The sequence below is a fragment of the Nonomuraea sp. NPDC001636 genome (genome assembly GCF_040298265.1).
Classification (GTDB): Bacteria; Actinomycetota; Actinomycetes; order Streptosporangiales; family Streptosporangiaceae; genus Nonomuraea.
This window is the reverse complement of record NZ_JBEOZT010000006.1, coordinates 171,981-197,591: the sequence shown is the minus strand read 5'-3', so window position 1 is coordinate 197,591 and position 25,611 is coordinate 171,981. Positions and strand designations below refer to the sequence as shown.

27 protein-coding genes are annotated in these 25,611 nt (G+C 73.2%); 8 read left to right on the top strand and 19 right to left on the bottom strand.

Features of this window, described 5'->3' with window-relative positions; translation table 11 throughout:
- Positions 1 to 47 precede the first annotated feature (47 nt).
- Both ABT158_RS15055 and ABT158_RS15050 read left to right on the top strand, forming a co-directional pair.
- Positions 48 to 671 carry a TetR/AcrR family transcriptional regulator gene (locus tag ABT158_RS15055; RefSeq protein ID WP_352353407.1) on the top strand — a complete coding sequence of 208 codons (624 nt, stop codon included), beginning with the start codon at positions 48 to 50 and terminating at the stop codon, positions 669 to 671.
- On the top strand, positions 671 to 1,612 hold the full coding sequence (locus ABT158_RS15050; protein ID WP_352353405.1) for a glycoside hydrolase family 113 protein: 942 nt from the start codon (positions 671 to 673) through the stop codon (positions 1,610 to 1,612). The genes ABT158_RS15055 and ABT158_RS15050 overlap by 1 nt, the downstream gene beginning before the upstream one ends.
- Here the strand turns inward: ABT158_RS15050 and ABT158_RS15045 are convergent.
- The 14 genes from ABT158_RS15045 to ABT158_RS14980 all read right to left on the bottom strand — a co-directional run bounded on the left by ABT158_RS15045 (position 1,593) and on the right by ABT158_RS14980 (position 16,750).
- On the bottom strand, positions 1,593 to 2,357 hold the full coding sequence (locus ABT158_RS15045) for a class I SAM-dependent methyltransferase (RefSeq protein ID WP_352353403.1): 765 nt from the start codon (positions 2,355 to 2,357) through the stop codon (positions 1,593 to 1,595). The genes ABT158_RS15050 and ABT158_RS15045 overlap by 20 nt on opposite strands.
- Entirely contained in the window at positions 2,357 to 3,037 is a 681-nt protein-coding gene (locus ABT158_RS15040; RefSeq protein ID WP_352323051.1) for a DUF4191 domain-containing protein, read from the bottom strand. Before ABT158_RS15040 ends, ABT158_RS15045 begins: the two co-directional genes overlap by 1 nt.
- Before the next feature lie 57 nt (positions 3,038 to 3,094).
- A complete protein-coding gene (locus ABT158_RS15035; protein ID WP_352353401.1) occupies positions 3,095 to 5,464 on the bottom strand; it encodes a glycoside hydrolase family 3 protein in 2,370 nt (789 codons plus the stop codon).
- Positions 5,465 to 5,531: 67 nt separating this feature from the next.
- Positions 5,532 to 6,323, bottom strand: coding sequence for an alpha/beta fold hydrolase (locus ABT158_RS15030; RefSeq protein WP_352353399.1), 792 nt, complete (start codon positions 6,321 to 6,323; stop codon positions 5,532 to 5,534).
- Positions 6,320 to 6,703 carry a VOC family protein gene (locus ABT158_RS15025; protein ID WP_352353397.1) on the bottom strand — a complete coding sequence of 128 codons (384 nt, stop codon included), beginning with the start codon at positions 6,701 to 6,703 and terminating at the stop codon, positions 6,320 to 6,322. The genes ABT158_RS15030 and ABT158_RS15025 overlap by 4 nt, the downstream gene beginning before the upstream one ends.
- Positions 6,704 to 6,799: 96 nt before the next feature.
- On the bottom strand, positions 6,800 to 7,786 hold the full coding sequence (locus ABT158_RS15020) for an AraC-like ligand-binding domain-containing protein (protein WP_352353395.1): 987 nt from the start codon (positions 7,784 to 7,786) through the stop codon (positions 6,800 to 6,802).
- Positions 7,787 to 7,870: 84 nt separating this feature from the next.
- Positions 7,871 to 8,800 carry a lipoyl synthase gene (lipA, locus tag ABT158_RS15015; RefSeq protein ID WP_352353393.1) on the bottom strand — a complete coding sequence of 310 codons (930 nt, stop codon included), beginning with the start codon at positions 8,798 to 8,800 and terminating at the stop codon, positions 7,871 to 7,873.
- Positions 8,801 to 8,842: 42 nt separating this feature from the next.
- Positions 8,843 to 9,826 carry a M48 family metallopeptidase gene (locus tag ABT158_RS15010; protein ID WP_352353391.1) on the bottom strand — a complete coding sequence of 328 codons (984 nt, stop codon included), beginning with the start codon at positions 9,824 to 9,826 and terminating at the stop codon, positions 8,843 to 8,845.
- A gap of 56 nt (positions 9,827 to 9,882) precedes the next feature.
- Positions 9,883 to 10,575, bottom strand: coding sequence for a lipoyl(octanoyl) transferase LipB (gene lipB / locus ABT158_RS15005; protein WP_352353389.1), 693 nt, complete (start codon positions 10,573 to 10,575; stop codon positions 9,883 to 9,885).
- A 37-nt stretch (positions 10,576 to 10,612) separates the two neighbouring features.
- A complete protein-coding gene (locus ABT158_RS15000) occupies positions 10,613 to 11,350 on the bottom strand; it encodes a Type 1 glutamine amidotransferase-like domain-containing protein (RefSeq protein ID WP_352353387.1) in 738 nt (245 codons plus the stop codon).
- Between the two features lie 36 nt (positions 11,351 to 11,386).
- Positions 11,387 to 12,280, bottom strand: coding sequence for a TIGR01777 family oxidoreductase (locus ABT158_RS14995; RefSeq protein WP_352353385.1), 894 nt, complete (start codon positions 12,278 to 12,280; stop codon positions 11,387 to 11,389).
- Between the two features lie 70 nt (positions 12,281 to 12,350).
- Positions 12,351 to 13,826 (bottom strand): 2-oxoglutarate dehydrogenase, E2 component, dihydrolipoamide succinyltransferase, encoded by a 1,476-nt coding sequence (gene sucB, locus ABT158_RS14990; protein ID WP_352353383.1) that lies wholly within the window; start codon positions 13,824 to 13,826, stop codon positions 12,351 to 12,353.
- Between the two features lie 38 nt (positions 13,827 to 13,864).
- Entirely contained in the window at positions 13,865 to 15,229 is a 1,365-nt protein-coding gene (lpdA, locus tag ABT158_RS14985) for a dihydrolipoyl dehydrogenase (RefSeq protein WP_352353381.1), read from the bottom strand.
- 51 nt (positions 15,230 to 15,280) lie between these two features.
- Positions 15,281 to 16,750 carry a leucyl aminopeptidase gene (locus ABT158_RS14980; RefSeq protein ID WP_352353379.1) on the bottom strand — a complete coding sequence of 490 codons (1,470 nt, stop codon included), beginning with the start codon at positions 16,748 to 16,750 and terminating at the stop codon, positions 15,281 to 15,283.
- 105 nt (positions 16,751 to 16,855) lie between these two features.
- Between ABT158_RS14980 and ABT158_RS14975 the strand changes: the two genes are divergently transcribed.
- Genes ABT158_RS14975 through ABT158_RS14965 form a run of 3 tightly spaced genes read left to right on the top strand, consistent with a single transcriptional unit; the run spans position 16,856 to position 19,049 of the window.
- Complete coding sequence (locus tag ABT158_RS14975; protein WP_352353377.1) at positions 16,856 to 17,203, top strand: GntR family transcriptional regulator; 348 nt, start codon at positions 16,856 to 16,858, stop codon at positions 17,201 to 17,203.
- Positions 17,200 to 18,165: a hypothetical protein gene (locus tag ABT158_RS14970; protein ID WP_352353375.1), complete on the top strand. Its 966-nt coding sequence runs from the start codon at positions 17,200 to 17,202 to the stop codon at positions 18,163 to 18,165. The genes ABT158_RS14975 and ABT158_RS14970 overlap by 4 nt, the downstream gene beginning before the upstream one ends.
- On the top strand, positions 18,162 to 19,049 hold the full coding sequence (locus ABT158_RS14965) for a CPBP family intramembrane glutamic endopeptidase (RefSeq protein WP_352353373.1): 888 nt from the start codon (positions 18,162 to 18,164) through the stop codon (positions 19,047 to 19,049). The genes ABT158_RS14970 and ABT158_RS14965 overlap by 4 nt, the downstream gene beginning before the upstream one ends.
- Before the next feature lie 75 nt (positions 19,050 to 19,124).
- Here ABT158_RS14965 and ABT158_RS14960 read toward each other — a convergent pair whose 3' ends face one another.
- Positions 19,125 to 19,868 (bottom strand): adenosylcobinamide-GDP ribazoletransferase, encoded by a 744-nt coding sequence (locus ABT158_RS14960; RefSeq protein WP_352353371.1) that lies wholly within the window; start codon positions 19,866 to 19,868, stop codon positions 19,125 to 19,127.
- Between the two features lie 35 nt (positions 19,869 to 19,903).
- Between ABT158_RS14960 and ABT158_RS14955 the strand changes: the two genes are divergently transcribed.
- A complete protein-coding gene (locus ABT158_RS14955; protein ID WP_352353369.1) occupies positions 19,904 to 20,704 on the top strand; it encodes an ABC transporter ATP-binding protein in 801 nt (266 codons plus the stop codon).
- A 24-nt stretch (positions 20,705 to 20,728) separates the two neighbouring features.
- Here the strand turns inward: ABT158_RS14955 and ABT158_RS14950 are convergent, their stop codons facing one another.
- Together ABT158_RS14950 and ABT158_RS14945 are read right to left on the bottom strand one after the other, a co-directional pair.
- Positions 20,729 to 21,712, bottom strand: a complete 984-nt coding sequence (locus tag ABT158_RS14950) for a bifunctional adenosylcobinamide kinase/adenosylcobinamide-phosphate guanylyltransferase (protein ID WP_352353367.1) — start codon at positions 21,710 to 21,712, stop codon at positions 20,729 to 20,731.
- A 10-nt stretch (positions 21,713 to 21,722) separates the two neighbouring features.
- Positions 21,723 to 22,454 carry an SCO2322 family protein gene (locus tag ABT158_RS14945; protein ID WP_352353365.1) on the bottom strand — a complete coding sequence of 244 codons (732 nt, stop codon included), beginning with the start codon at positions 22,452 to 22,454 and terminating at the stop codon, positions 21,723 to 21,725.
- A gap of 84 nt (positions 22,455 to 22,538) precedes the next feature.
- On the opposite strand from ABT158_RS14945, the gene ABT158_RS14940 reads away from it, so the two are divergent.
- Positions 22,539 to 22,745 carry a hypothetical protein gene (locus ABT158_RS14940; RefSeq protein WP_352323071.1) on the top strand — a complete coding sequence of 69 codons (207 nt, stop codon included), beginning with the start codon at positions 22,539 to 22,541 and terminating at the stop codon, positions 22,743 to 22,745.
- A 79-nt stretch (positions 22,746 to 22,824) separates the two neighbouring features.
- Here the strand turns inward: ABT158_RS14940 and ABT158_RS14935 are convergent, their stop codons facing one another.
- On the bottom strand, positions 22,825 to 23,823 hold the full coding sequence (locus ABT158_RS14935; RefSeq protein ID WP_352353363.1) for an aldo/keto reductase family protein: 999 nt from the start codon (positions 23,821 to 23,823) through the stop codon (positions 22,825 to 22,827).
- A gap of 56 nt (positions 23,824 to 23,879) precedes the next feature.
- On the opposite strand from ABT158_RS14935, the gene ABT158_RS14930 reads away from it, so the two are divergent.
- Positions 23,880 to 24,836, top strand: coding sequence for an SMI1/KNR4 family protein (locus ABT158_RS14930; RefSeq protein WP_352353361.1), 957 nt, complete (start codon positions 23,880 to 23,882; stop codon positions 24,834 to 24,836).
- 109 nt (positions 24,837 to 24,945) lie between these two features.
- On the opposite strand, the gene ABT158_RS14925 is transcribed toward ABT158_RS14930, so the two are convergent.
- The gene (locus tag ABT158_RS14925; protein WP_352353359.1) at positions 24,946 to 25,530 is read right to left on the bottom strand and encodes a DUF3043 domain-containing protein; all 585 of its coding nucleotides are present in this window, start codon (positions 25,528 to 25,530) and stop codon (positions 24,946 to 24,948) included.
- Positions 25,531 to 25,611: the final 81 nt, after the last annotated feature.

Sequence of the window (25,611 nt, the reverse complement as noted above, 5' to 3'; positions counted from 1 at the left end):
ATCCGTACCGGGTTTGTTTTCTTACCCGGTACGGTTATTGTGGAGTCATGATGGCGGGGCTCAGGGAGCGCAAGAAGGAGCAGACGCGGCGGCGCATCGCGGAGACGGCTCTGCGGCTGTTCGCCGAGCGCGGCTACGACGCGGTGACGGTCAACGAGATCGCCGAGGCGGCCGGGGTCGCCAAGGTCACGCTGTTCGCGTACTTCCCCAGCAAGGAGTGCCTGGCGCTCGACGGCGTCACGGAGGACACGGCCGCGATCGTGGCGGGCCGGGCGCCGGGCGTCTCGCCGCTCGGCGCGCTGCGCGAGCACTATCGGGCGATGGCCGCCCAGGGTGCGAAAGAAGTGGACGTGGAAGGGCTGCTGACCCGCGTCCGGGTGATCGCGGCCACCCCGGCGCTGCTGGCGGCCGTCCAGCAGACCCACGCGGGGGAGCGGCACGCGCTGGCGGCGGCGCTGGCCGAGGCCGTGGGCGTGCCCGCGGGCGGCCTGACCGCCCAGCTCATGGCGGCCCAGATCACCGCCGCGGTCACCACGCTCCAGGAGACGTTCTTCCATCGGCTCGCCGCGGGGGGAGCGCTGGAGGAGGCGGGCCGGCTGCTGGCGGACGACGTCGAGACGGCCTTCGACCTCCTCGAAAACGGCTTTTCATCCATAAAAGAGGGAAAATAGTGAAAAAAGGGATTAACTACGACACTGGGTTTCTGAACGGCCCGCAGCTCAGCCGCCGGACCTTCGACCCCGACGTCGTCGCCCGCGAGATGCGGGTGATCGCCGACGAGCTCCACTGCACGGCCGTCCGCGTCTCCGGCGGCGACCCCGACCGGCTCTCCGTCGCGGCCGAGCGGGCCGCGGCGGCCGGTCTGGAGGTGTGGTTCGCGCCCTTCCCCGTGGACGCCACCCCCGAGCAGGCCGTCGCCCTCTACGCCGACTGCGCCGCCCGCGCCGAGTCCCTGCGCCGCACCGGCGCCGAGGTGGTGCTGGTCGCCGGGTGCGAGACCAGCGCGTTCTGCCACGGCTTCATCCCCGGCGCCACGTACGCCGAGCGCCTGCAGGCCATGACGACGGCCGACCTCGCCTGGTGGCAGACGACGGCCGCCGACGTCGCGCCCCGCTTCAACGCCTTCCTGGCCGAGGCCGCCGCGGCGGTCAGGGCCCGGTTCGGCGGCCGGCTCACGTACGCGTCGGGCCCCTGGGAGTTCGTCGACTGGACGCCCTTCGACATCGTCGGCGTCGACGCCTACCGCGCCGCCTACAACGCCGCCGACTTCCCGGCGGAGGTGCGCGCCCACTTCGCCCACGGCAAGCCGGTGGCCGCCACCGAGTTCGGCACCTGCGCGTACAAGGGCGCGGGGGAGCGGGGCGGCTCGGCGTACCTGGTGCCCGAGGGGGCCGTGCCCGACGAGGGCGAGCAGGTCCGCTACTTCGAGGAGTTGCTCGACGTCTTCGAGGCCGAGGGCCTGGCGGCCGTGTTCTGGTTCACCTTCGCCGCCTACAACCGGCGCGGCGCCGACGACCTCGGCTCCTACGGCGTGGTCAGGATGCTCGACGAGACCCGCTGGGAGCCCAAGGAGGTCTTCGCCGCGCTGGCGGCTAGGTATTCGCGCAGGTGAAGATGGCCGTGCCGGGGATGTGCCGGCCGCGCAGCGGGCTCCAGCCGCCCCACGCCCGCTCGTGCCCCTGCGGCCACTCCGGCTCCAGCAGGCCGGTGAGAGTCAGCCCGGAGGCGGCCAGCAGGCCGATCCAGTCGCCCATCGTGCGGTGGTGCTCGACGTAGGAGGGGGTGCCGTCGTCGTCCTGCTCGACGTAGGGCGAGCGGTCGAAGTAGGAGCGGTCGGAGGTGAGCCCGCGCGGGCCGGGATCGTCGGGGAAGGCCCAGCGGATCGGGTGGCTCACCGAGAACACGAACCGGCCGCCCGGCCGCAGCACCCTGCGCACCTCGCGGAAGACCGCCAGCGGGTCGGCCACGAACGGCAGCGCCCCGTACGCCGAGCACGCCAGGTCGAAGGCGCCGGACGCGTACGGCAGCGACTCGGCGTCGGCCTGCGCCACGGGCACGCGCAGGCCGGTGTCGAGGTCGATGCGCTGGGAGTGGCGCAACTGCCGGTGGGAGATGTCGAAGGCGGCCACCTGTGCCCCCTGCGTCACCAGCCACCGCGCGCACTGCGCCGCGCCGCAGCCGATCTCCAGCACCCGCCGGCCGCGCACCTCGCCCAGCAGGTGCGCCTCGGCCTCGTCGACGCCCTCGGGGCACCAGACGAAGCCGGTGTCCCGTAGGAAGCCGCCGTGCTCGACCTGGTAGTCGTCGGCGTTGCCGTCCCACCAGTGGCGGTTGGCCCGCGAGGAGACCGACAGCACTAGCGCATCTTCGGGCCGCGCGGCATGCGGGCCCCCTTGGGCATCGGGCCCTTCGGCATCGGCAGGTTCTTCGGCAGCGAGCGCAGCCGGTCCTTGACCTCGTTGACGGAGGGCTTCTTCAGGTTGCGCGGCAGCTTCATGATGTGCCGCTGGAGCTTGGCGATCGGCACCTGGCCCTCGCCGTCGCCGCACTGGATGTCGTAGATCTCGACGCCCAGCACCACGCGCGCGACCCGCTTCTTCTCGGCCGCGAGCATCTTGGCCACCCGGTTGCCCGGCCCCTCGGAGACCAGCACGACCCCCGGGAAGCCGACGACGAGGTGGACCAGGTCCTGGTCACGGTTGACGGCGATGGCCGGGGTGACCTGCCAGTTGCCCCGCATGCCCTGCAGGACCGCGGCGGCGGCGCCGGTCTGGCCGTGCAGGATCGAGTACTGGGCCTTCTGGGCGAGCTGGCCGAAGACGACCAGCCCGACGGTGAGCGCGGCCAGGACGCCGATGAACACCGAATACCACAGGTAGTCCGTGACCAGGCCGATCACGACGACCACAGCCAGCGTGCCCACCGCCGAGAGGAAGACGATCGGCATCCCCTTGGGGTTGGCCTGCTTGATGATCTGCGCGATCATGCGGAGCTGCTTGATGCGCCCCGGCTTCTCTGGATCCTCGGACTTTGCCATGCTCAGAAGGATACAAACCAACTGGTGCACTATGGAAAACGCGACCGGCCTTTGTCGCTAGATCTTCACCGCGATCGACAGCCTCGGGTCCGCGACGTGGTGCGACGCCTGGACCGTGTACTCGCCCTCGACCGTGCGCCAGCCGTCCTCCCACACCTGGAAGGCGCTGTCGGGCAGGAAGACGGTCGTGATCACGGTCTCTCCCGGCCCGGCCTCGACCACGTCGAACCCGGCCAGGCGGCGGTCGGCGCCCCGGCAGAGGTAGATCTGCACGACCTCGCGGCCGAAGCGGTCGCCGGTGTTGGTCAGCGCGACGGTCACGGTCGCGCCCTCGGCGGCGATGGAGTCGTAGCTCCACGTCGTGTAGCCGAGGCCGTGGCCGAACCAGAAGGCCGGAACCCGCCCCGACCGCTCCCAGGCCCGGTACCCGATGGACGTGCCCTCGTCGTAGACCACAGCGCCGTCCACGGGGGTGACGTCCGTGACGGGGGCGTCCGCGAGCGTCGCGGGCCACGTGGTGGGCAGGCGGCCGCCGGGCTCGGCGCGGCCCGACAGCACGTCGGCCAGCGCGGACCCGGCCTCCTGCCCGGGGAACCAGGTCAGCAGCACGGCCGCGACCTCGTCCGCCCACGGCATCTCCACCGGCGAGCCCGCGTTGACCACGACCACCGTGCGCGGGTTGGCCGCGGCCACGGCGCGGATCAGCTCGTCCTGGCGGCCGGGGAGCGCCAGGGTCTCGCGGTCGAAGCCCTCGCTCTCGACCTCCGGCGTGGTCGAGGCCATGACCACCGCCACGTCGCTGTCCGCGGCCACCCGTACGGCCTCGGCGATCAGCTCGTCCGGCCCCGGCGCCGGGTCGGCGTGGCCCAGCGTGTACGCCACGAACGCCATGCCCCCGAAGGCCCCCGCCGGATGCGTCACGCTCAGCTCGTACGGCTCGCCCGCGGCCATCTCGACGGCGAAGCGCCGCTCCGGCGGCGACAGGAACGCGGCCGCCGGATCGCCCCCCTCCGGCTCGATCGTCGCGTCGAGGACGGTCTCGCCGTTCACCGTGACGGTGAAGGCGCCCACGCCCGCCACCGACAGCTCGTGCCGGCCCGACGTGCCCGGCGTGTACGCCGCCCGCAGCCGCACGGCGTCGAGCCGCTCGCCGTCCACGTCCGGCGGCAGCTGGCCGACCCAGCGCGCCTCGGCCGCCGCCAGCGGATGCTCGGCCAGCAGGCCGCCGCTCGCGTCGAGGAACTGCGCCACGACCGGGCAGGCCAGCGGCGCCAGGCGGATCCGCGGGTCGGTCCCGACGGCGTGCCGGACCTCGACGCCCTCCAGCGCGCTCAGCCCGGCCAGCGGCGAGACGATCCGGTCGGGGAAGACCTGGGCGCTGCCGCCGCCCATGACCCGGGCCTCGCCGGCCGCCGAGCCGATGAGCGCGAGCGTGCGCACGTCCCGCAGCGGCAGCACGCCGTCGTTGGTGAGCAGGGTGAACCCGCGCGCGGCCACCTCGCGGGCCAGCGCGAGTCCGTCGACGGGGCCGTCGACGGGGCCGTCGACGGGGCCGGGGGCGGGCCGGTCCTCGCCGCCGCCGAGCGCGCCCGTGCGCCGGGCCAGCCGCAGGACGCGCCGGACCTTGTCGTCGATCACCGACTCGGGCACCCGCCCCTCCCGGACGGCGGCCTCCAGCTTGTCCCCCCACGGGCCGAACGGGCCGGGCATGGCCACGTCGGTGCCGCCGAGGGCGGCGGCCTCGGTGCTGCGCACGGCCGTCCAGTCGGACACGACGAGCCCGTCGAACCCCCACTCGTCCTTCAGCACGCCGTTGACCAGGGCGGAGTGCTCGGTCATGGTGGTGCCGTTCACCGCGTTGTAGGCCGTCATCAGGCCCCACGCGCCGGCCCGCACCACCCGCTCGAACGGCCGCAGGTACACCTCGCGCAGCGTCTTCTCGTCGACCCGCACGTCCACGGTGAAGCGGTCGGTCTCGAAGTCGTTGGCCACGAAGTGCTTCGGCGTGGTGGCCACGCCGCCCTCCTGCACGCCCTCGACGTAGGCCGCGCCGATCTCGCCGGTCAGGTACGGATCCTCCGAGAAGCACTCGAAGTGCCGGCCGCCGAGCGGCGAGCGGTGCAGGTTGATCGTGGGCGCGAGCAGCACGTGTACGCCCTTGCGCCGGGCCTCCTGGGCCAGCAGCGCGCCGGCCCGCCGGACGAGCTCCACGTCCCAGGTGGCTGCGAGCGCGGTCGGGCTGGGCAGCGCGATCGACGGGTCGGCGGAGGTCCACTGCTCGCCGCGGACGCCGATCGGGCCGTCGCTCATCACGAGCCGGTCGAGCCCGATCTCGGGGATCGGCGGAAGGGACCACATGCCGGCCCCGGTGAGCAGGCGGATCTTGGTGGGTAGGTCGAGCCGGGCGATCAGTTCGTCGAGTTCCACGGCATCAGTGTTCACCAGAAAACCGAGCACTCGATAGGTTTGTGGCCTTTACGTTATGCAAAGCCTGTCACCGGGCGAAGAACTCCAGCAACTCGGGCACCAGCGCCTCCGGCGTCACGGCGTGGGCCTGCTCCTCCAGCACCCGGTGCCGCGCCCCCGGCACGGCCGCCGCGACCGCCAGCGCCGCGCCCGCCATCCACCGGGGGCTCCGCTCCCCGCTCAGCACCAGCAGCGGCTGGGCGATCGCGGCCAGCGTGGCGGCCGGCAGCCGGTTGCCCGGCCCGAGGACGGCGGCCTCGTAGGCCAGCGTGCGGGCCACGTCCTTGAGGTGCGCCCACGACGCGTCGGCCCGCATCGCGGCCACGGCCTCGACCGGCACCTCGGCCGCCTCCACCATGAACCGCTCGACCGCCTCCTCCCAGCGGCCCGCCTCGACCAGCGCGTCGAGCTGCGCGGCGAAGTCGTCCGGCAGCGGGGGAGCGTCCTCGTCCACGTGGTACGGCGGCTCCCACACCGCCGCCCTCGTGATGCCGAGGCCCCGGGCGGCGGCCTCCAGCACGAGCGCCGCGCCGGACGAGCCCCCGAACACCATGGCCGTCCCGCCCGCCGCGCCGATCACCGCCGCCAGGTCCTCGATCTCCCGCTCGACCGCGTACGGCCGGGTGTCGCCGCTGCCGCCCCGGCCCCTGCGGTCGTAGTTGACGACCGTGAACCAGGGCGCCAGCGCGGCGGCCACGCCCGCCAGCGTGGGGTGCGCCCGGTCGCCGAACGCGCCGTTGACCAGCACGACCGCGGGCCCGGCGCCGTAGCTGTCGTAGGCCAGCACGGTGCCGTCCGCCGAGGTGGCGTGGCCGTTCACGCGGGCTGGACCAGGCAGAGGGCCTCCCAGTGGTGCCCGTCGAGGTCGGCGAAGCCGCGCTGGTAGCGGAACCCGGCCTCCTGCGGCACGCCGGCCGGGGTGGCGCCGAGCGCGAGCGCCTTGTCCACCAGCTCGTCCACCTGGGCCGGGTTCTCCATGCCGAGCACCAGGATGGCCTCGGTGCTGGTGGTGGCGTCGGCGATCTCCTTGGTGACGTACGTCGAGAACGTCGGCTCGGTGAGCAGCATGACCTGGGTCTGCTCGTTGACGAGCATCGAGGCCATGCCCTCGGCCATGCCGTACATCGTGAAGCCGAGCTCGGTGAAGAACTTCTGCGACCGGTCCAGGTCCTTGACCGGGAGGTTGAGGAAGAGCTGCATGTCGTGCTCCTAGGCGTCTGAGGTGTTTTGCGACACCTTCAGTCTGCTGGCCACGACCTCGCGCGTCTTGGATCCCCGTGCCAGGACGGTTGACGATCAGCGCACGGGGTTGGCGCGCCGGAACTCGGCCGGCGGCAGCCCGTACGCCCGCTTGAACAGCCTGCTGAAGTGCGCCGAGTCGGGCAGCCCCCACCGCGCCCCGACCTCGCCGACCGGCAGGTGGCGGGCGCCCAGCAGGTCGGCGCGGCAGCGCTCCAGCCGCCGGTGCCTGATCCAGGCGGCCACCGTCGTGTTCTCGGACTCGAACAGCCGGTGCAGGTAACGCACCGAGACGTGGTGCGCCTCGGCCACCATCGCCGGATCGAGGTCGGACCAGCCCAGACGCTGGTCGATGAAGGCGCGCACGCGCAGCAGCAGGGCGCGGCGGCGGGCGTCCTCGGGCACCGCGGCGGCCTGCTCGGCCCGTTCGGCCAGGGCCGTGGTGACCAGGTCCATCACCACCGTCGCCAGCCTGGCCGCGCTGGCCGGGGTGTAGTCGTCGTAGTCCTCGGTGACCCGGCGCAGCAGCGGCACGGCCAGCGCGCCGGCGCCCTCGCGCGCCGAGACGGGCACCGCGGTCAGCCGGGCCACGTCGGCGTAGGGCAGCGGCAGCAGTTCGTGCGGGAAGCTGAACACCGCCAGCTGCACGGCCGAGTCGTAGGCGATCTCGTAGGGGCGGGTGAAGTCGTAGATGGCGAACTCGCCCTTGTCCAGGCGGATCTCGCGTCCGTCCTGGCGCAGCACCGGCTTGCCCGAGACGGCCAGCACGGCCCGGTAGAGCTCGGGGTTGTCGCGGTGGATCAACTTCGCCGTGCGGTGGACGCTGTGCGGCGTGGACGTGCGCACCCGGCCCACGCCCACGGGGCCCAACTGCCCCAGCTCGATCTCGCCCCGCAGCGGCGCGCCGGAATCGATGCGCAGGTCGAGCGGCCCGAGCGTGTCGCAGACGATGCCGCGCCAGGCGTCGTGACGGCTGCGCGCGGGCAGGTCGCTGGTGCGGATCACGGTCGCCACGGCCTCGCCCTCCCTCGGCAGCCCTGCCATGCTAGGGACGCGAAAAGCCCCGGGCAAACGGCCCGGGGCTCCGCTCAAGCAAGATCAAGCAGGATCGGCTGGGGTCAGCCTGGATCAGGTGGTCTGGCGGGCCGCGATGGCCTGCTGGTAGAGCCTGCCCGCGCGGTACGACGAGCGCACCAGCGGCCCCGACAACACCCCGGCGAACCCGATCGCCTCGGCCTCGGCCTGCAGCTCGACGAACTCCTCCGGCTTGACCCAGCGCTCCACCGGGTGGTGGCGCGGCGTCGGCCGCAGGTACTGGGTGATCGTCAGCAGGTCGGTGCCGGCGGCGTGCAGGTCGCGCATCGCCTCGACGATCTCTTCGCGGGTCTCGCCCATGCCCAGGATCAGGTTGGACTTGGTGACCAGCCCGGCCTCGCGGGCCGTCGTGATCACCCCGAGCGAACGCTCGTAGCGGAAGGCGGGGCGGATGCGCTTGAAGATGCGCGGCACCGTCTCGACGTTGTGCGCGAACACCTCGGGCTTGCTGGAGAAGACCTCCTCCAGCTGGTCGCGGTTGCCGTTGAAGTCGGGCACCAGCAGCTCGACGCCGCAGCCGGGCAGCAGGGAGTGGATCTGCCGGGCGGTCTCGGCGTAGAGCCAGGCGCCGCCGTCGGGCAGGTCGTCGCGGGCCACGCCGGTCACGGTCGCGTAGCGCAGGCCCATCTGCTGGACGGACTCGGCGACCCGGCGCGGCTCGTCGCGGTCGTATTCCTTGGGCTTGCCCGTGTCGATCTGGCAGAAGTCGCACCGGCGGGTGCACTGGTCGCCGCCGATGAGGAAGGTCGCCTCGCGGTCTTCCCAGCACTCGTAGATGTTGGGACAGCCCGCCTCTTCACAGACCGTGTGCAGGCCCTCCCGGCGCACGAGCGATTTCAGCTCGGTGTATTCGGGGCCCGTCTTCAGCTTGGTCTTGATCCACGGGGGCTTGCGCTCGATAGGGGTCTCGGCGTTGCGCACCTCCAGGCGGAGGAGCTTTCGGCCATCAGGAGCAACGGTCACCCGTCCAGCTTACGTCCGCCGCAGAACCGGACCGGTCGAGGGTCAGGTGATGAGCCCGAAGCCGCGGATCGCCCTGGTGTAGTGGCGCAGCAGCTCCTCGTCGATCAGCGCGGACCCGGCGGTGCCCAGCAGCTCCGAGTGCGGCGCAGAGGTCAGCACGCCGTCGTCGGTGAGCCGGTGGCGGGCCAGCGCGCCCTGCCTGATGGCCGTGACGCTCTCGCCGCGCAGCGCCGCGGCCTGGATGGGCGCCAGGTAGCCGCCGGCGGCCAGGCCGCGCAGCTCGTCCAGCTCGGCCTCGGACACGACCCGCCGGGCGATCGCCTCGCGCCGCTCCTCGGCACGGGGCCGCCCGGCGCGGGCCAGCGCCGTCAGCGCGTACTCCGCCAGCAGCACCGGGCCGCCCAGCACCCGCCCGATCAGCCGGCCGAAGAACCCCGCCGCCTCGTACGTCGTGCCGGGCTGGTCGAGCGCGCCCAGCGACGAAGCGGCGATCTTGGCCTGGGCCTCCTCCCTGATCTTCAGCGGAGCGCTCGACCCGAGCAGCGCGTCGTGCCAGGAGGCCAGCGTGTACAGGGCGCCGTCCACGATCAGCTCCTCGGCGGCGGGGGTGCGCGCGTACGCGGTGGCCAGCAGCGCCACCCGCTGCCGCGGCGTCAGGGCCAGCCACAGCGGCAGCCCGATGACCAGCACCGGCGTGCGCGGCACGCCCACATGGTCATAGACGGTCTCGGTGGCCAGGTCCCGGACCGCGACCTTGCGCGGCCTCTTGACGCGGGCCCGGTCGGCCACGCGGTCGGCCAGCGAGTACAGCTCGCCGGCCGCGGCGCGGTCGAGCACCTCGGCGTCGGCCGGCAGGCGGGGAAGACGGGGCCGCAGCGCCCATCCCAGGGCCAGGCTCACGCCGCCGACCAGCCACGCGACGAGGGAGCCGAGATGCGCCAGCACGGCCCACGCGCCCAGCGCGAAGAAGGCCAGCGTGAGCAGGTGAACCAGGAGCGCGAGAACGAGAGCGGCGGAACGCTTCACACGGCGATGTTAAGCCGGAAAGATCCGGATTCAACCGCTGTTCGATGCCGATCTGGTCACCTGCGCAGCAGATCCTCCTCGTGCAGGTCGAACGGCTCCCTGCCGAGCGCCTCGGCCAGGCGCTTCTCGGCGATCGGGATGACCTCCTCGACCACGATCCGGCGGCCGGTCTCGGCCGAGAGCGAGGAGACCCCCGCGTCGGGCAGCCCGCACGGCGTGATCCGGTTGAACCACCGGGGGTCGTTGGCGCAGTTGAGCGCGAACCCGTGCATCGTCACGCCGCGCGCGACGCGGATGCCGACCGCGCCGAGCTGCCGGTCGGGCAGCCCCAGGGCGGCGTCGCCGGACGCCCACACGCCCGGCCGCCCCGGCACCCGCCGGCCGGTGACGCCGAAGTCGGCGCACACCTGGATCATCGTCTCCTCCAGGGCGCAGACGTAACGGGTCACGTCGGCGACGGCGACGATGGGGTAGGCGACGAGCTGGCCGGGGCCGTGCCAGGTGACCCGGCCGCCCCGGTCGGCGTCGACGACGGGGGTGCCGTCGGAGGGGCGGTCGCCGGGCAGGGTGCGCCTGCCCGCGGTGTAGACGGGGGCGTGCTCCAGGATCAGGACCGCGTCGCCCAGCTCGCCGGCGACCCGCTTGCCGTGCATCCAGCGCTGCAACGACCAGGCTTGCTCGTAGGGGACGTCCACACCAAGGCGGACGACGGCCAGCGCGTGGGGATCGTCCCCGTGGATGGGGCGCATGAGCCTATTGTGCCGTTCCCTCACCCGGTCCGGGTAATCAGGGGGTCAACAGGCGTGGCTCGATCCTGAACTCCTTGACGCCGTTGGCGCCGTCGTACTCCAGCCGGTAGGCGTAGGCCCGCGGGTCGACGGTGACCGCCTGGATGAACTCGGTGCCCACGTAGTGCAGGGCGACGCCCTCGTCGGCGGCGTACCCGCCGGGCAGCTCGCCGGAGGCGACCGACTCCTGCAGCAGCGGGCGGCGCTGCGGCTCGGCGTTGTAGTGGACCCCGCACGAGTACGGCAGCAGCGCGAGCCCGTCGGCCCACGGACGCAGCGCCGGGCCGAAGGAGTCGGTGTTGCCGCCCACGTGCCAGCACAGGGCGCCCGCGCTCTGCCCGGACAGCACCACGCCGGCCCGCCACGCCTCCTCGAAGACCTCGTCGAGGCCGTGCAGCCGCCACAACGCCATCAGGTTGGCCACGCTGCCACCGCTGACGTAGATCATGTCCTGTTCGAGCGCCCAGGCCCGCGCGTCCTCCACGTTGGGCATGGGGAAGACCGTCAGGTGGCTCAGCTCGACGTCCCAGCCGGAGAAGGCGCCGTACATCTTCAGCAGCCAGTCGGCGGAGTCGCCGAGGGCGGTGGCGACCAGGCCGAGCTTGGGGCGGTCCTGGCCGGTCAGGTCGAGGCCGTACCGCAGCAACCCGCTCGCCTCGATGAAGTTGTGACGCTCACTCGGGCGGAACGATCCGCCCCCGATGGCCAGAATGTGCGACTGCCCGGACCTGCTCATGTCGGATCTCCCGCGTGCTGAAGGACGAACGGCACCCTACAGTACGGCGCGCAGCGCCTCGTCGAGACGGGTATGCGTGAAGCCGTAGCCGCTGTCAAGCAGTTTCCGCGGGATCATGCGATGGCTCGGCAGGAGTCCCGCGCGGGCGAATTCGCCCACCCCGATGGACAGGGCGAACGCCGGTACGGGCATGGGGACTGTGCCTTTACGCAGGCATTTACCCAGAGTCCGGGTGAATTCTTCGTTGGTGACCGGAGAAGGGGACCCGAGATTGACCGGACCCTCGATATTCCGATTTTTCAGGATATGTAGTGCGGCGGCCACCCAATCGTCCAAGGAGATCCACGACCAGTACTGCCGGCCCGTCCCCAGCGGCGCGCCCAGCCCGACGCGGAAGATCGGCAACATGCGCCCGAGCGCCCCGCCGTGCCGGCTCAGCACCATCGCAGTGCGCAGCCGCGCGACCCGGCACCCGGCCTCGGCGGCCCGCTCGGCCTCCCGCTCCCAGCGCTCGCACAGCTCGGCCAGGAACCCCTGGCCCCTGCCCTGGCTCTCGTCGATCTCCCGGCTGCCCGTGTCGCCGTAGAAGTCGACCCCCGAGGCCGACAGCAGCACCTCGGGCGGCCTGCCGAGCGCGCGCAGGGCGTCGACCAGCAGCCGGGTGCCCTCGACGCGGCTGCGCACCAGCTCGCGCTTGTAGTCCGCGGTCCAGCGCCGGTCGCCGACCGAGGCCCCGGCCAGGTGCACCACGGCCTCGGCCCCTTCGAGCGCGGCCCGGTCGATCACCCCCGCCGAGGGATCCCAGAAGGCCTCTCCCGGCCCCGCGGGCTCCCGCCGGACCAGGCGGACGACCTCCCGCCCCTCGTCGCGCAGCGCCCCCACCAGGGCCGTACCGATCAGGCCCGACGCCCCGGTCACGATGATCGCCATGGCTCCCACAGTACGCCAAAGGCCGGGCGGCCCCCCGGAAGGGGAGCCACCCGGCCTTCATGGGCGATGACTACGCGAGGCCGAGCTGGGCCTCGAAGCGGCCCTCCTCCAGGCGACGCTTGATCGTCGTCAGGAAGCGGGCGGCGTCGGCGCCGTCGACCAGGCGGTGGTCGTAGGTCAGCGCCAGGTAGACCATCGAACGCACCGCGATGACCTCGCCCTCGGGCGTGTCGAGCACGACGGGCCGCTTGACGACCGCGCCGGTGCCGAGCATGCCCACCTGCGGCTGGTTGAGGATCGGGGTGTCGAACAGCGCGCCACGGCTGCCGGTGTTGGTCAGCGTGAACGTGCCGCCGGTGATCTCGTCGGGCGTCACCTGGTTGTTGCGGGTGCGCTCGGCCAGATCGGTGACCTTGCGGGCGAGGCCGGCGAGGTTGAGGTCGCCGGCGTTCTTGACGACCGCCGCGAGCAGGCCGCGCTCGGTGTCGACCGCGATGCCCAGGTTCTCCACGTCGAAGTACGTGACCTCGTTGGTCTCGTTGTTGATCGTGGCGTTGAGCTTCGGGTGCTGCTTGAGCGCCTCGACGGTGGCCATCGCGAAGAACGGGGTGAAGGTCAGCTTCACGCCCTCGCGGCGGAAGAAGTCGTCCTTCGCCCGCGCCCGGAGCTGGGCGATCTTCGTGACGTCGACCTCGACGACCGACGTGAGCTGCGCCGCGGTCTGCAGCGACTCGACCATGCGCTTGGCGATGGTCTGACGCAGCCGCGTCATCTTCTCCGTACGGCCGCGCAGCGTGGTGTCCACCTCGACCGGCTCGGGCGCCGCGGCGACCGGGGCCTGGGCGGCGGCGGGAGCCGAGGCGGCGGCGGCCGGCTGGGCGGCCGGAGCCGCGGCCGGGGCGGCGGCCGGGGCGGCGGCCTGCTCGCGCTGGGACTTGGCGGCCTCCAGCACGTCCTGCTTGCGGATGCGGCCGCCGACGCCGGTGCCGTTGATCGAGTCGAGGTCGACGCCGTGCTCGTTGGCGAGCTTGCGCACCAGCGGCGTCACGTAGGGGCTGTCGCCCGAGGACGGCAGCGGCGTGGGCTCGGCGGCGGGCTGCTGCGGAGCCGGCGCCTGCGGGGCCGGAGCCGGAGCGGCCTGCTGCGGGGCCGGGGCCTGCGGGGCCGGAGCCGGGGCGGCCTGCTGGGGAGCGGGCTGGGCCGGGGCCGGCTGCGGGATGGAGGAGGCCGGGGGAGCCGGGGCGGGCTCGGGCTCCGGCTCGGGCTCGGGAGCGGCCTGCGGGGCCGGGGCGGCGGCGCCCGGCTGGGCGTTCTCGTCGATGATGGCGAGCTCGGCGCCGACCTCGACCGTCTCGTCCTCAGCCACGACGATCTTGGTGAGGACACCCGCGGAAGGCGACGGGATCTCGGTGTCGACCTTGTCGGTCGAGACCTCGAGGAGCGGCTCGTCGGCCTCGACGCGCTCGCCCTCCTTCTTCAGCCAACGGGTTACCGTGCCCTCGGTCACGCTCTCGCCGAGCTGGGGCATCTGTACGGAGACCGGCATCGTTATTCTTCTCTCGCGTTCTGATCTCGAGGGCTGGACTAGTTGTGTACGTGCAACGGCTTGCCGGCCAGGGCCAGCATCGCCTCACCGACTGCCTCGGACTGGGTCGGATGTGCATGGATGAGCTGGGCGACCTCTGCGGGCAGCGCCTCCCAGTTGTAGATCAGCTGGCCTTCCGTGACGAGCTCGCCGATGCGCCGGCCCACCATGTGGACGCCGACGACCGGGCCGTCCTTCTGGGCGATGACCTTCACCGCTCCGGAGGTGCCGAGGATCTGGCTCTTGGGGTTGCCGGCCAGGTCGTAGACCTGCTCGACGATCTCGATGCCGCGCTCGGCGGCCTGCGCCGACGTGATGCCGACCGAGGCGACCTCGGGGTCGGAGTAGGTGATGCGGGGCACGCCGGCGTAGTCGATCGGCGGCGGGTTGAGGCCGGCGATGTGCTCGGCCACCATGATGCCCTCGGCGAACCCGGCGTGGGCCAGCTGCAGCGTGGGGATCAGGTCGCCGATGGCGTAGACGCCGGGGACCGAGGTCTGGCAGTGCTCGTCGACCACGACGGCGCCGCGCTCGACCGTGACGCCCTGCTCCTCGAAGCCCATGCCGGCCGACACCGCGCCGCGGCCGACCGCGACGAGCAGGATCTCGGCGTCGAGGGTCTTGCCGTTGGCCAGGGTGACGACGACGCCCGTCTCGGTGGTCTTGGCGGAGTCGAAGAAGACGCCCAGCTCGTACTTGATGCCGCGGCGGCGGAAGGCCCGCTCCAGCAGCTTGGAGCTGGACTCCTCCTCGGTCGGCAGCAGGTGCGGCAGCGCCTCGACGATGGTGACCTCGGCGCCGAAGGAGCGGTAGACGCTGGCCAGCTCGACGCCGATCACGCCGCCGCCCAGGACGATCACCGACGACGGCACCCGGTCCATCTTCAGGGTGTGCTCGCTGGTGATGACGCGCTCGCCGTCGATCTCCAGGCCGGGCAGCGTGCGGGGGGCCGAGCCGGTGGCCAGCACGAGGTTGGCGCCCTCGTAGACCTCCGAGCCCACCTGCACGCTGCGCGGGCCCACCAGCCGGCCCTCGCCCTCGACCACCGTCACGCCCGCGCCCTTGAGCAGGCCCTGGACGCCCTTCCAGGCCCGCGTGACGATCTTGTCCTTGAACGCGTGCACGCCCTGGACGTCGATGCCCTCGAAGCTCGCCTTGACGCCGAAGGACGCGCTCTCGCGGGTCTCGTCGGCGACCTCGGCCGAGTGCAGCAGGGCCTTCGTGGGGATGCATCCCCTGTGGAGGCAGGTGCCGCCGATCTTGTCCTTTTCGATGAGGACGACCGACTTGCCCAGCTCGGCCGCCCGGAGGGCGCAGGCGTAACCGCCGCTGCCGCCACCTAGGACGACGATGTCATAGGCCACAGGAAGGCTCCTTGTCGGGGTGTTCGTGATGCCGTCATCTTTTCATTTGTTTCAGATGCTCGCGTGCCGCTCTGCGAGTCCGATGAGGGTGCGGGTGATGGCGCCGGTGCCGCCCTTGGGGGTGTAGCCGTACGCCTCGCCCTTGTTGAAGGCCGGTCCGGCCATGTCGATGTGCGCCCAGCGCACCCCGTCGGGCACGAACTCCTTGAGGAAGATGGCGGCGGTGAGCATGCCGCCGAAGCGCTCGGGGTGGAGGTTGGCGATGTCGGCGACCGGCGAGTCGAGGCCCTTGCGCAGCTCCTCCGGCAGCGGCATGCCCCAGGCGCCCTCGCCCGCGGCGGTGGCGGCCTCGACGACCAGCTCGCGGACGGCGTCGTCGTTGGCCATGACGCCCGCGGTGCGCCAGCCGAGCGCGACGATCTGCGCGCCGGTCAGCGTGGCGATGTCGACGATCAGGTCGGGGTCGTCCTCGGCGGCGCGCGCGATGCCGTCCATGAGCACCAGGCGGCCCTCGGCGTCGGTGTCGAGCACCTCGACGGTCTTGCCGCTGTAGCTGTGGATGACGTCGGAGGGGCGCTGGGCGGTGCCGCTCGGCAGGTTCTCGGCCAGGCAGAGGTAGCCGACGACGTTGACCGGCAGGCCGAGCCGGGCGATGCCGATCAGCGCGCCGAGCACGGCGCCCGCGCCGCCCATGTCGGACTTCATCCAGTCCATGGCGGCCGACGGCTTGAGCGACAGGCCGCCGGAGTCGAACGTGATGCCCTTGCCCACGAACGCCAGCGTCTTGCCCGCCTCGGGGTGGCTGTAGGCGACGCGGACCAGGCGCGGCGGGTTGACCGAGCCCTGGCCGACGCCGACCAGGCCGCCGTAGCCGCCGTCCTTGAGCTGCTTCTCGTCGAGGACCTCGACGGTCAGCCCGTGCTTGGCGCCCTCCTGCTCGGCGATCTCGGCGAACTTGGCCGGCCACAGGTCGGACGGCGGCGTGTTGACCAGGTCGCGGACGAGCGAGACCGACTCGGCCAGCACGCCGGCCCGCGCGGCGGCGGACCCGCCCTGCCCGGACAGGACGGTGATCTCGGAGACGGGGGCCTTCGGCGGCTCGCCCGTGCGGTAGCGGTCGAAGCCGTACGCGCCGAGCAGCGCGCCCAGGGCGACGGCCTCGGCCTGGGCGTCGTCGTCGGCCGGCAGGGCCAGCGCGGCGCGCGCGGTGCCGGCCAGCGACCGCACGGCGGCACCGGCGGCGCGGCGGAGGGACTCGTGGTCGGAGGAGTCGCCCAGGCCGACGGCGACGAGCACCGGGGCCTGGACGGCGCCGAACGTGGGCAGCTTGGCCAGCTCTCCGGGTTTGCCGGAGAAGCCGAGCGAGCTGAGGGAGGTGGCGAGGTTGCCGCCGAAAGCCGCGTCGAGGGACTCAGCGCCCGTGGCCGGGCGGGGGCCGTCCTGGCCGGGCCGGAAGCCGACGATCAGGGCGTCGGTGTCGACAGAGACTGGGTCTGCTGAGTTCAGCCGCACAGTGGTCACGTAAACCGATGCTATCCACGGTTTCTGCGTACTCACAAACAGGGGTTCATCCTACAAATGCTGGTCGGGTGCATTCTGTTTCATGGTGCTAGTCTCATTAGCATCATGTTGCTAGCGCTCGATCTCAACGACGCACGGCCCCTCCACGAACAGGTGGCCGGCGCCATCCGCCGCGCCATCGGCGAGGGCTCCTACACGCCCGGTGACCGCCTTCCGCCGGCCCGCGACCTCGCCAGGGCGCTCGGCATCAACCCCAACACCGTGCTGCGCGCGCTGCGCGACCTGCGCGACGAGGGGCTGCTGGAGTTCAGGCGGGGGCGCGGGGTCAGCGTCGCGGGCCAGGCCGACGGGCGCGCGCTGCTCGTGCAGCGCGCCCGGGAGCTGCTGGAGGAGGCCGAGAGGCACGGCTACCGCCGTGAGGACCTCATCACCATCCTGGAGGATCTGCCATGAACCCCCGAATCCCAGCGGCCGGGTGGGGCGCGGCCGTCACGGCGGCCCTGCTCCTGGCCCCCATGGGGCTGCGCGACCGGTTGCCCGACCCGCTGGCCACCCACTGGGGCGCGGCGGGGGTCGACGGCTCGGCGTCCTTCCAGGCCCACGTGCTGACCGTGGCGGCGGTGTGGACCGCGGTGTGGATCGCGTTCCTGGCCGTCGCCGCGCGGGGCTGGGCGCTGCGGCACCGCAACGGGCGGGCGCTGTGGTGGGGCGGCCTGTTCGGCGGCGGCGTCCTGATGCTCGGCACGCAGTCCTCCACGCTGGCGGCCAACCTCGACGTGCCCGACTGGACGGCCGCGAGCCTGCCGGGCTGGCACGTCCCGCTGGTTCTCTTCGGCTCCATCGGCGTGGGCGTGCTCGCCGGTTACCTCGGCAGGGGCGGGCCCGACCCGGTCGAGGCGGTGCAGCCGCCCCCGGCGCTGAAGCTGCGGCCCGGCCGCCGTACGGTCTGGGTCAGCCGGCTGGTCAACCCCTGGCTGGTCGCGCTGACGCTGGTGGCCGCGGCGGCGGTCGTCGCGCTCTGCGGGCTGCGCCTGGCCGGCGTCGTGTCGGCGGCGACCCTGGCCTCCGCCCTGCCCGGCGCCGTGATCGTACTGGTCGCTGGGCTGGCGACGGCGACGCTGTCCGTACGGGTCGGCGACGACGCGCTCGTCATCGGCTTCGGGCCGCTCGGCGTCCCGGCGCGCAGGATCCCGCTGTCGCGCATCGACCGGGCCTGGACCGAGGACCGCAGGCCGAGCGAGGTCGGCGGCTGGGGCTTCCGCGGCCTGCCCGGCGCGGCCACCATCATGCTGCGCGGCGGCGAGTGCCTGGTCATCGGCTACCGCTCCGGCGGGCGGCTGGCGATCAGCATCGACGACGCCGAGCGCGGCGCGTCCCTCATCAACGCCCTCGTCGCGGAGCGTGCACGGTCATGAGAAAACAGCTTCCCGTCTTCCTCGTCCTCGCCTTCGGGCTGTCCTGGCTGGTGGCGCTGCCCATCTGGCTCGGCGCGGGCCTGGGCTCGCCCGCGGCCAAGGGGCTGGCCGCGGTCATGATGTTCACGCCGGCCGCCGGGGTGCTCGGGGTGTGGGCGCTGTCGCGCGCGCCCTGGCGGCGCTGGGCCGCCGAGACCGGCCTGACGCTGGGCGAGAGCAAGGGCCGCACCGGCCGGTACGTGCTGGCCGCCTGGCTGGGCGTGCCGCTGCTGATCGCCGTCTGCGCCGGGCTCAGCACCGTCGTCGGGCTGTTCCCGCTCGACCTCGACCGGTTCAGCCTGTTCCGGGCCCAGCTCGCGGCCGCGGGCGTGCAGCCGCCGGCCGACCCGGGCCCGGCGCTCTACCTGCAGATCGCCATCGGCGTGCTGGCGGGCCCGGTGCTGAACGCGGTCCCGGCGCTGGGCGAGGAGTGGGGCTGGCGCGGCTGGCTGCTGCCCCGGCTGTCCGCCACGTACGGCCCGATCGGCGGCCTGGCGCTGTCCGGCGCGATCTGGGGGCTGTGGCACGCCCCGCTCACCCTGCTCGGCTACAACTACCCGAGCCTCGGGTCGTGGGCGGCGCTGCAGTTCATCGGCTTCTGCGTGCTGGCCGGCATCGCGATCGGCTGGCTGCGGCTGCGTACGGGCAGCGTGTGGCCCTGCGTGGTCGCGCACGGCTCGCTGAACGCGGTGCTGCCCGCCGTGCTGCTGCTCGGGGACGCCGCGGCCCCGCCCGACACCGCGGTGTCCGGGCTCACCGGGCTGGTCGGCTGGGTGCCGCTCGCGCTGCTGTGCGTGGTGCTCCTGCGCCGCCTCCCGGCCCGCGCCCCGCAGCCGGTCGCCTGACCCCGCCTGCGCCGGGAGCCGGGCGCGGCGACCGCGTGGGCGGTCCGCCGGTTCGCCGGTCAGCCAGTCAGCCGGTCAGGGCAGGATCGCGTACACCACCAGCGCGGCCGCCGTCCCGGTCTCCACCAGGGCGCCGAACACGTCCCCCGTGACGCCGCCGAGCCGCCGCCGGGCGTGCCGGAGCAGCAGCAGCGCCGCCCCGAGCCCGGCCGCCAGCGCGACCGGCGGCGCCCACGTCCCGGCCGCCAGCCCCAGCCCGGCGCTCACGGCCAGGGCGGCCGCCGTGGCCAGCCACGCCGCCGGATCGCTCACGGTGCCCGCCACCATCGCCCCGAGCCCGCCGGGCCGCGCGGCGGGCACCCCCGCCCGGCACGCCCAGGTGAGCGCCAGCCGCCCGGCCACGCAGGCGGTCACCAGGGCGGGATAGCCGGCCCCGGTCAGCGCCGCCGCCTGGACGAGCAGCGTGATGACCAGCGTCATCACCCCGAACGGCCCGATGTCCGACTTTTTCATGATGTCGAGGGCCTCTTCGGCGGGCCGGCCGCTGCCCAGGCCGTCGGCGAGGTCGGCCAGCCCGTCCAGGTGCAGGCCGCGGGTGAGCGCGGCGAGCAGCCCGAGCGCGAGCGCCGCGCCCAGCAGCGGCGGCCCCGGCAGCAGCAGCGCCAGGCCCGCCACCGCGCCGAGCCCCAGCCCGATCGCGGGGGCCGCCACCATGGCCGGCCCGGCGACCTCCCGATCGACCCTGTCGACCCGCACGGGAACGGCGCTGAGCATGCCGATCGCGAAGCGCAGCCCATGGGTCAGCTCAGCAAGCGGCATAACGACCGATCCTAGGGCCGACTAATGTGGCGGGAATGCACGTGCTTGAACTCGAAGGTGTAGCTGTCCGGGTTGTCGGCAAAACGCTGCTCGACGGCATCGACTGGCAGGTGGCGTACGGCGACCACTGGGTGATCCTCGGCCCCAACGGCGCGGGCAAGACCACCCTGCTCTCGCTGGCCGGGGCGGTGCGCCACCCGAGCGAGGGCGCGGTCAGCGTGCTCGGCCACCGGCTCGGCCGGGTCGACCTGCGGGAGCTGCGCCGCCACATCGGCCTGGTCGCGGCCAGTCAGCGGCTGATCGACGAAGACCTGCTGGAGGAGGAGGGCGCCACCGCCCACACGGTGGTCCTGACCGGCCACACCGGCACGAGCGTCCCGCTGTGGGACAAGTACGGCGACAACGAGCGCGAGCGCGCCACCCGCCTGCTGGCCGACCTGGGCTGCAAGGACCTGGTCGAGCGCCCGTTCCGGGTGTGCTCGCAAGGGGAGCGGGCCCGGGTCAGGGTGGCCAGGGCGCTCATGGCCGAGCCCGCCGTGCTGCTGCTCGACGAGCCGTTCGCCGGGCTCGACCTGCCGGCCCGCGAGGACCTGATCACCGCGGTCGAGCAGCTGGCCGCCACCCGTCCGGTGCTGACCACGGTCACGGTGACCCACCACCTGGAGGAGGTGCCCGCGACCACCACGCACGCGCTGCTCATGCGCGACTCGCGGCTGCTGGCCGCCGGGCCGGTGTCGGAGGTGCTCACCCCCGATCTGCTGTCCGAGTGCTTCGGCCGCCCGCTGCACGTCGACCGCCTCGACGGCCGCTGGTACGCCAGGGCCGTACGCCCGTAGCCCCGGCTCCCGGGGGCCACGGGGTCACAGTTCCAGAAGACGTCCCGCGACCACCAGGGCGACGTACTCGGACTCGGCGGCGAGCCGTTCGTTGAGCCTGCCGAGCGCGTCCCTGAAGGCCCGGCCGGCGGACGTGGCGGGCACCACGCCCATCCCCACCTCGTCCGAGACCGCCACGAGCGGCACCGGCGTGCCGCGCCACGCCTCGACCAGCTCCGCGCAGCGCCGGGCGACCGGCGTGCGGTCGCCGTCCCAGGCCCCGTGCTCGTCGAACACCGCCGCCAGCCACGTGCCCAGCCCGTCGATCAGCAAGGGCGTGCTCGCCGTCGCGATGACCTCGGTCAGGTCCGTCGTCTCGGCCGTGTCCCAGTGAGCGGGCCGCCGTTCCCGGTGCGCCCGGACCCGCGCCGCCCATTCGCCGTCCGCCGCGCCGTCGCCGCCGGTGGCGACATAGGTGACGTACGGCTCGGCCGCCAGCCGCAGCTCGGCCTCGGCCGACTTGCCGGACCTGGACCCGCCGAGCAGCAACGCCCGCCGCGGCGGCGTCTCGCGGACCGTTCCGCCGCTCTCCAGGACCGTCCCGTCCGGCACGGCCACCGCCCCCCACAACCGCAGCCGCCTGGCCAGCTCCTCCTCCGACCTGATCCGGTGGTCCAGCCACGCGGCCACCACGGTCGTCCGCTCGTCGGCCAGCCCGGCGCGGCGCAGCTCACCGAGCCGCTGCGGGCGGTCCAGCAGGTCCAGTACGACGACGTCGTAGCGGGCGGGACCGTCCGAGGGGGCCTCCCGGCCCGGCGGCAGGCACAGCACCGCCGCGCCGTCGGCCGTCACCAGCCCGAGCCCGCCGCCGAACGCGCCGCCGCCGGTGAAGGGGAACCGCGCCATGTCGTCCACGAGCAGCTCGAAGGGGCGGCGACGGCCCTGGGGGAGGCGGGCGCACGAGGCGCACGGGCACCCGTCCTCCGGCCAGCCCGCTGCACCCCCGGTTCCGGAGAGAAGAATCTTCACCGCCCAGAGGCTACCGACCAGCGCGACCGGCCCGACCGGCCCCACCGGGGCGGCGGCGGGCGGCCAGGGCCGTGGCGCCGCCGAGCAGCAACAGCGCCCCCGCGCCGCCCGCGATCAGCAGCGCCGGAACCCCGCCGGACGCGCTCGCGGGCGCGGCGGCACGCTCGGCGACGCCCGCCTCCTGGGACGGGGCGGTCCCCGCGCCCTGGGAGAGGGCCGTCCCCGCGCCCTGGGACGGGTAGCCGCTGACCGACACGACCTCGCCGCGCCCGTTCACGCCGACCCTGGCCGCCGAGGCCAGGAGCTGGGCGGCGGTCGCGTCCTCGGCGCCGGTCACGCAGCGCAGCAGCGGGTGCGCCGGCGGCCGGTCACCGGGCGGGACGTCGCCCTCCCCGTCCCCGAAGTCCACCGCGACCGCCACCCGCTTGTGCCCGGAACCGGCCGCGTCCTGGACGCACACCGCCGGGAACGACGGCAGCTCACCCCCTGGCGGCTCGCCCACCGACCCGTCGGCCGAGACCCCGAAGCGCCACCCGACGACCGAGCCGTCCGCCGGCTGGTACGCGGCCGTGGACGCCAGCCACGCCGTGCCGTCGCTGCGCCAGACCCCCCACAGCCGCACGGCCCCCGGCGCGGGACCGCCGGGCCGCGAGGAGGGTGAGCCGAGCGCGGAGGAGGGGAGAAGGACTACGGCGGCCGCCCCCAGGACGACCGCCGCGGCAACACGGCCCGCGCGCAGCATCGATGGACCTCCGAGCTCGGGAGTAGGGTTCCAGTGCCGTCGGAGGGAAGGCGCCGGCGAACCCGCGGAGAAGGAGCGTATGGCATGACATGGCGGTGGCGTTATGAAAATGCAAATGGTGGTGAGGTGACGGACCGCCCTTTGCCGCGAGAGGTTTTCCCGAGTCAGGCCGATGCGGAGTCCTGGCTCGGGGAGAACTGGCGTGAGCTGCTCGAATCCGGCGTCGAGCAGGTGGCGCTGCTCGACGAGGACCGCGTCGAATACACGGGATTGTCATTGCGTCCGGAGTGATCCGCGAAAAAACGGAAACCCCTTGAGCGCATTGTGGCTCAAGGGGTTTTTCGTTTCACCGGGTCATGGACTTACCGGGTCACGGACGGATGGCGGGGCTCACCGTCTTGGCCGGGTCGCGCTCCACGACCGTGCCGAGCACGTCGTCGATGCGCTTGAGCACGTCGTCCTCCAGCTTGACGCCGGCCGCCTTGACGTTGTCGCGCACCTGCTCGGGGCGGGTGGCGCCGACGATGGCGCTGGAGACGTTCGGGTTCTGCAGCACCCACGCCACGGCGAGCTGGGCCATGGTCAGGCCGAGGTCGTCGGCGATGGGCCGCAGCTCCTGCACGCGGGTGAGCACGTCGTCGTTCAGGTACCGCGCGATCATGGCGCTGCCGCTCGCGTCGGTCGCCCGCGAGCCCTGCGGAGGCTGCCGGCCGGGCAGGTACTTGCCGGTGAGCACGCCCTGCGCGATCGGCGACCAGACGATCTGGCCGAGGCCCTCGCGCTCGCTCAGCGGCACGACCTCCGCCTCGATGACCCGCCACAACATCGAGTACTGCGGCTGGTTCGACACGATCCGGTCGAAGCCCATCTCGTCGGCGATCTTCAGCGCGCGGCCGATCTGCTCGGCCGTCCACTCGCTGACGCCGACGTAGAGCACCTTGCCCTGGCGTACGAGGTCGTCGAACGTCTTGAGGGTCTCCTCAAGAGGCGTCTCGTTGTCGAAGCGGTGGGCCTGGTACAGGTCGACGTAGTCGGTCTGGAGGCGGCGCAGCGAGGCGTTGATCGACTCGGTGATGTGCTTGCGGGACAGCCCGCGGTCGTTCTTGCCGGGGCCGGTGGGCCAGTAGACCTTGGTGAAGATCTCCAGCGACTCCCTGCGGACGCCCTTGAGCGCCCGGCCGAGCACCTCCTCGGCTTTCGTCCCCGCGTAGACGTCGGCGGTGTCGAAGGTGGTGATGCCCTCGTCGAGCGCCGCCTGCACGCACAGCTTGGCGGCGTCCTCCTCGACCTGGGAGCCGTGGGTGAGCCAGTTGCCGTAGCTGATCTCGCTGACCATGAGACCGCTGCGGCCGAGGTGTCGGAATTCCATACGTTCGACCTTAGAGCGTCACATGAGCCGATTCGATTCGGGATAGGGTGCGCGACGTGCTCAAGCTCGTCCGCCAGGCTCTCACCGCGGCCGTCCTGATCGCCCTCGCGGTGCGGTTGCGCCGCCGGGCCCGCCTGCCGCGGGCCGAGCCGCCGCCGTCCGTCCCGGCGCCCGCACCGCGGCGCCGACGTGCGGGAACGGTCCTGTCGTGGCTGGCCGTCGCGGTCGTCGTGACGCTGACGCTGGGGTTCGCCCTGATGGGGACGTCGGTGCAGCGCGGCGCCCTGGCCCTCGTGCGCGCCGTCACCGAGCAGGAGGAACCGCCCCCGGCGGGCCCCGAGCCCGTGACACCGGATACGGCCGTGACGGCCGTGGAGCCGCCGGCCGAGCCCGTGGCGACAGCGCAGCCCACGCCCGCCGCCTCCGCGGCCCAGGCGCCCAACTGCGCGCCCCGGCGCCGCCCGATCGACCCCCGCAGGGTCGCGCCCGACGTCAAGCGGGCCGTGGACGCCCAGTGGCGGCGCATCGAACGCTGGCTCAGGAGCAACGCCCCCCGCACCTACCGCGCGCTCGGCGGCCCGGTCAGGGCGCGCACGATCGCCGTGGCCGAGTCGCAGATGGGCGTGGACTTCCCCGACGCCCTGCGCGCTTCCCTGCTGCGCCACAACGGCGCGCGCGGCCCCGGTGTCCTGGGCTTCCGCCCCGGGGCGGGCGACCACCTCACCGTCCGCGGCATCAGGGACGCCTGGCGCGAGATGTGCGCCCGCCGTCCGGCCGGGTCCTGGGACGGCCTGCTGATCCCGATCCTGTCCTACACGGCCGCCGACGGCGCCATCGCGTACGCCACCGTGAGCTCGGCCGACGGGACGGTGGCCGGGGTCACGGGCAGGCGGCTGCGGTCGTCGTACACGCTGCTGCGGACCGTCGCCGACGCCCTCGAACGGGGCGGCGCGATCGACGGCCGCCGCCCTGTGGTCACCGGCGGCGTCCTGCGCTGGAAACCGGCCCGCTGAGCGGGGACGTACGGCGAAAGGCGGGAAGCACGAGTGCCCACCACCGGGCGGTGATGGGCACGCGGGCGTCGCCGATAAGTCGCTTTCCCGAAAAATCGGGAAAGCGGGGCTACTTCTTGGGCGGCGCGGGCTTCCCGCCCGGCAGCACCGTGGGCGGCGGGAAGCGCAGCTTGCGGATCTGCAAAGCGCGCATCGCCGCGTAGAAGCCGACGCCCTTCACGCTCTCGTTCGGGAGCTTGGCCGCGACCTCCTTCTTCACCTTCCACGCCACGTAGAGGGAGGTGGCCAGGACGCCGACCATCATGATCGGCCAGCCGACCGCGATCACGATGTTGAGCACCTTGGCGCGGATCTCGATCGGCCACGGGATCCAGGTCGCCAGCAGGATCAGTAGCGAGAACGGCAGGAAGTACTGGCTGGGCAGGCGCCGCGAGTCGACCCAGTCGCGGGCGAACTTGCGCGCCGGACCCTTGTCGCGAACCGGAAGATAACGCTCGTCACCTGCGAGCATGCCCTTGCGGGCCCGGTCGCGCTCGGCGGCCTGCTTGGCGCGCATCTGCCGATAGGCCTCCTTGCGGTCCTTCGGCGCGGAGACCGGCTGGCGTCGTCTGCCCTCGGCATCCCGGCGCTTGGGTGTGGGACGACCTTTACCCTGGGGCTTAGGATCGTCAACGGGGACGGGGGTGTCGTCCACGGAGGTTTGGGATCGGCGTCGCAACACACGTCAACCCTACCTGGACTGCAACTTAGTGACGCCCCCGTGCGTTATGCGTAG

Bases quoted from the DNA above. Each gene is read 5' to 3' on its own strand.
- lipB (WP_352353389.1), bottom strand. From the start codon at position 10,575: ATGCGCCCCATCCACGGGGACGATCCCCACGCGCTGGCCGTCGTCCGC.
- ABT158_RS14955 (WP_352353369.1), top strand. From the start codon at position 19,904: ATGCACGTGCTTGAACTCGAAGGTGTAGCTGTCCGGGTTGTCGGCAAA.
- ABT158_RS15040 (WP_352323051.1), bottom strand. From the start codon at position 3,037: ATGGCAAAGTCCGAGGATCCAGAGAAGCCGGGGCGCATCAAGCAGCTC.
- ABT158_RS14995 (WP_352353385.1), bottom strand. From the start codon at position 12,280: ATGGCGATCATCGTGACCGGGGCGTCGGGCCTGATCGGTACGGCCCTG.
- ABT158_RS15055 (WP_352353407.1), top strand. From the start codon at position 48: ATGATGGCGGGGCTCAGGGAGCGCAAGAAGGAGCAGACGCGGCGGCGC.
- ABT158_RS15000 (WP_352353387.1), bottom strand. From the start codon at position 11,350: ATGAGCAGGTCCGGGCAGTCGCACATTCTGGCCATCGGGGGCGGATCG.
- ABT158_RS14970 (WP_352353375.1), top strand. From the start codon at position 17,200: ATGAACCCCCGAATCCCAGCGGCCGGGTGGGGCGCGGCCGTCACGGCG.
- ABT158_RS14960 (WP_352353371.1), bottom strand. From the start codon at position 19,868: ATGCCGCTTGCTGAGCTGACCCATGGGCTGCGCTTCGCGATCGGCATG.
- ABT158_RS15025 (WP_352353397.1), bottom strand. From the start codon at position 6,703: ATGCAGCTCTTCCTCAACCTCCCGGTCAAGGACCTGGACCGGTCGCAG.
- ABT158_RS15020 (WP_352353395.1), bottom strand. From the start codon at position 7,786: ATGGCAGGGCTGCCGAGGGAGGGCGAGGCCGTGGCGACCGTGATCCGC.
- ABT158_RS14945 (WP_352353365.1), bottom strand. From the start codon at position 22,454: ATGCTGCGCGCGGGCCGTGTTGCCGCGGCGGTCGTCCTGGGGGCGGCC.
- ABT158_RS14940 (WP_352323071.1), top strand. From the start codon at position 22,539: ATGACATGGCGGTGGCGTTATGAAAATGCAAATGGTGGTGAGGTGACG.
- sucB (WP_352353383.1), bottom strand. From the start codon at position 13,826: ATGCCGGTCTCCGTACAGATGCCCCAGCTCGGCGAGAGCGTGACCGAG.
- ABT158_RS14975 (WP_352353377.1), top strand. From the start codon at position 16,856: ATGTTGCTAGCGCTCGATCTCAACGACGCACGGCCCCTCCACGAACAG.
- ABT158_RS14965 (WP_352353373.1), top strand. From the start codon at position 18,162: ATGAGAAAACAGCTTCCCGTCTTCCTCGTCCTCGCCTTCGGGCTGTCC.
- ABT158_RS14935 (WP_352353363.1), bottom strand. From the start codon at position 23,823: ATGGAATTCCGACACCTCGGCCGCAGCGGTCTCATGGTCAGCGAGATC.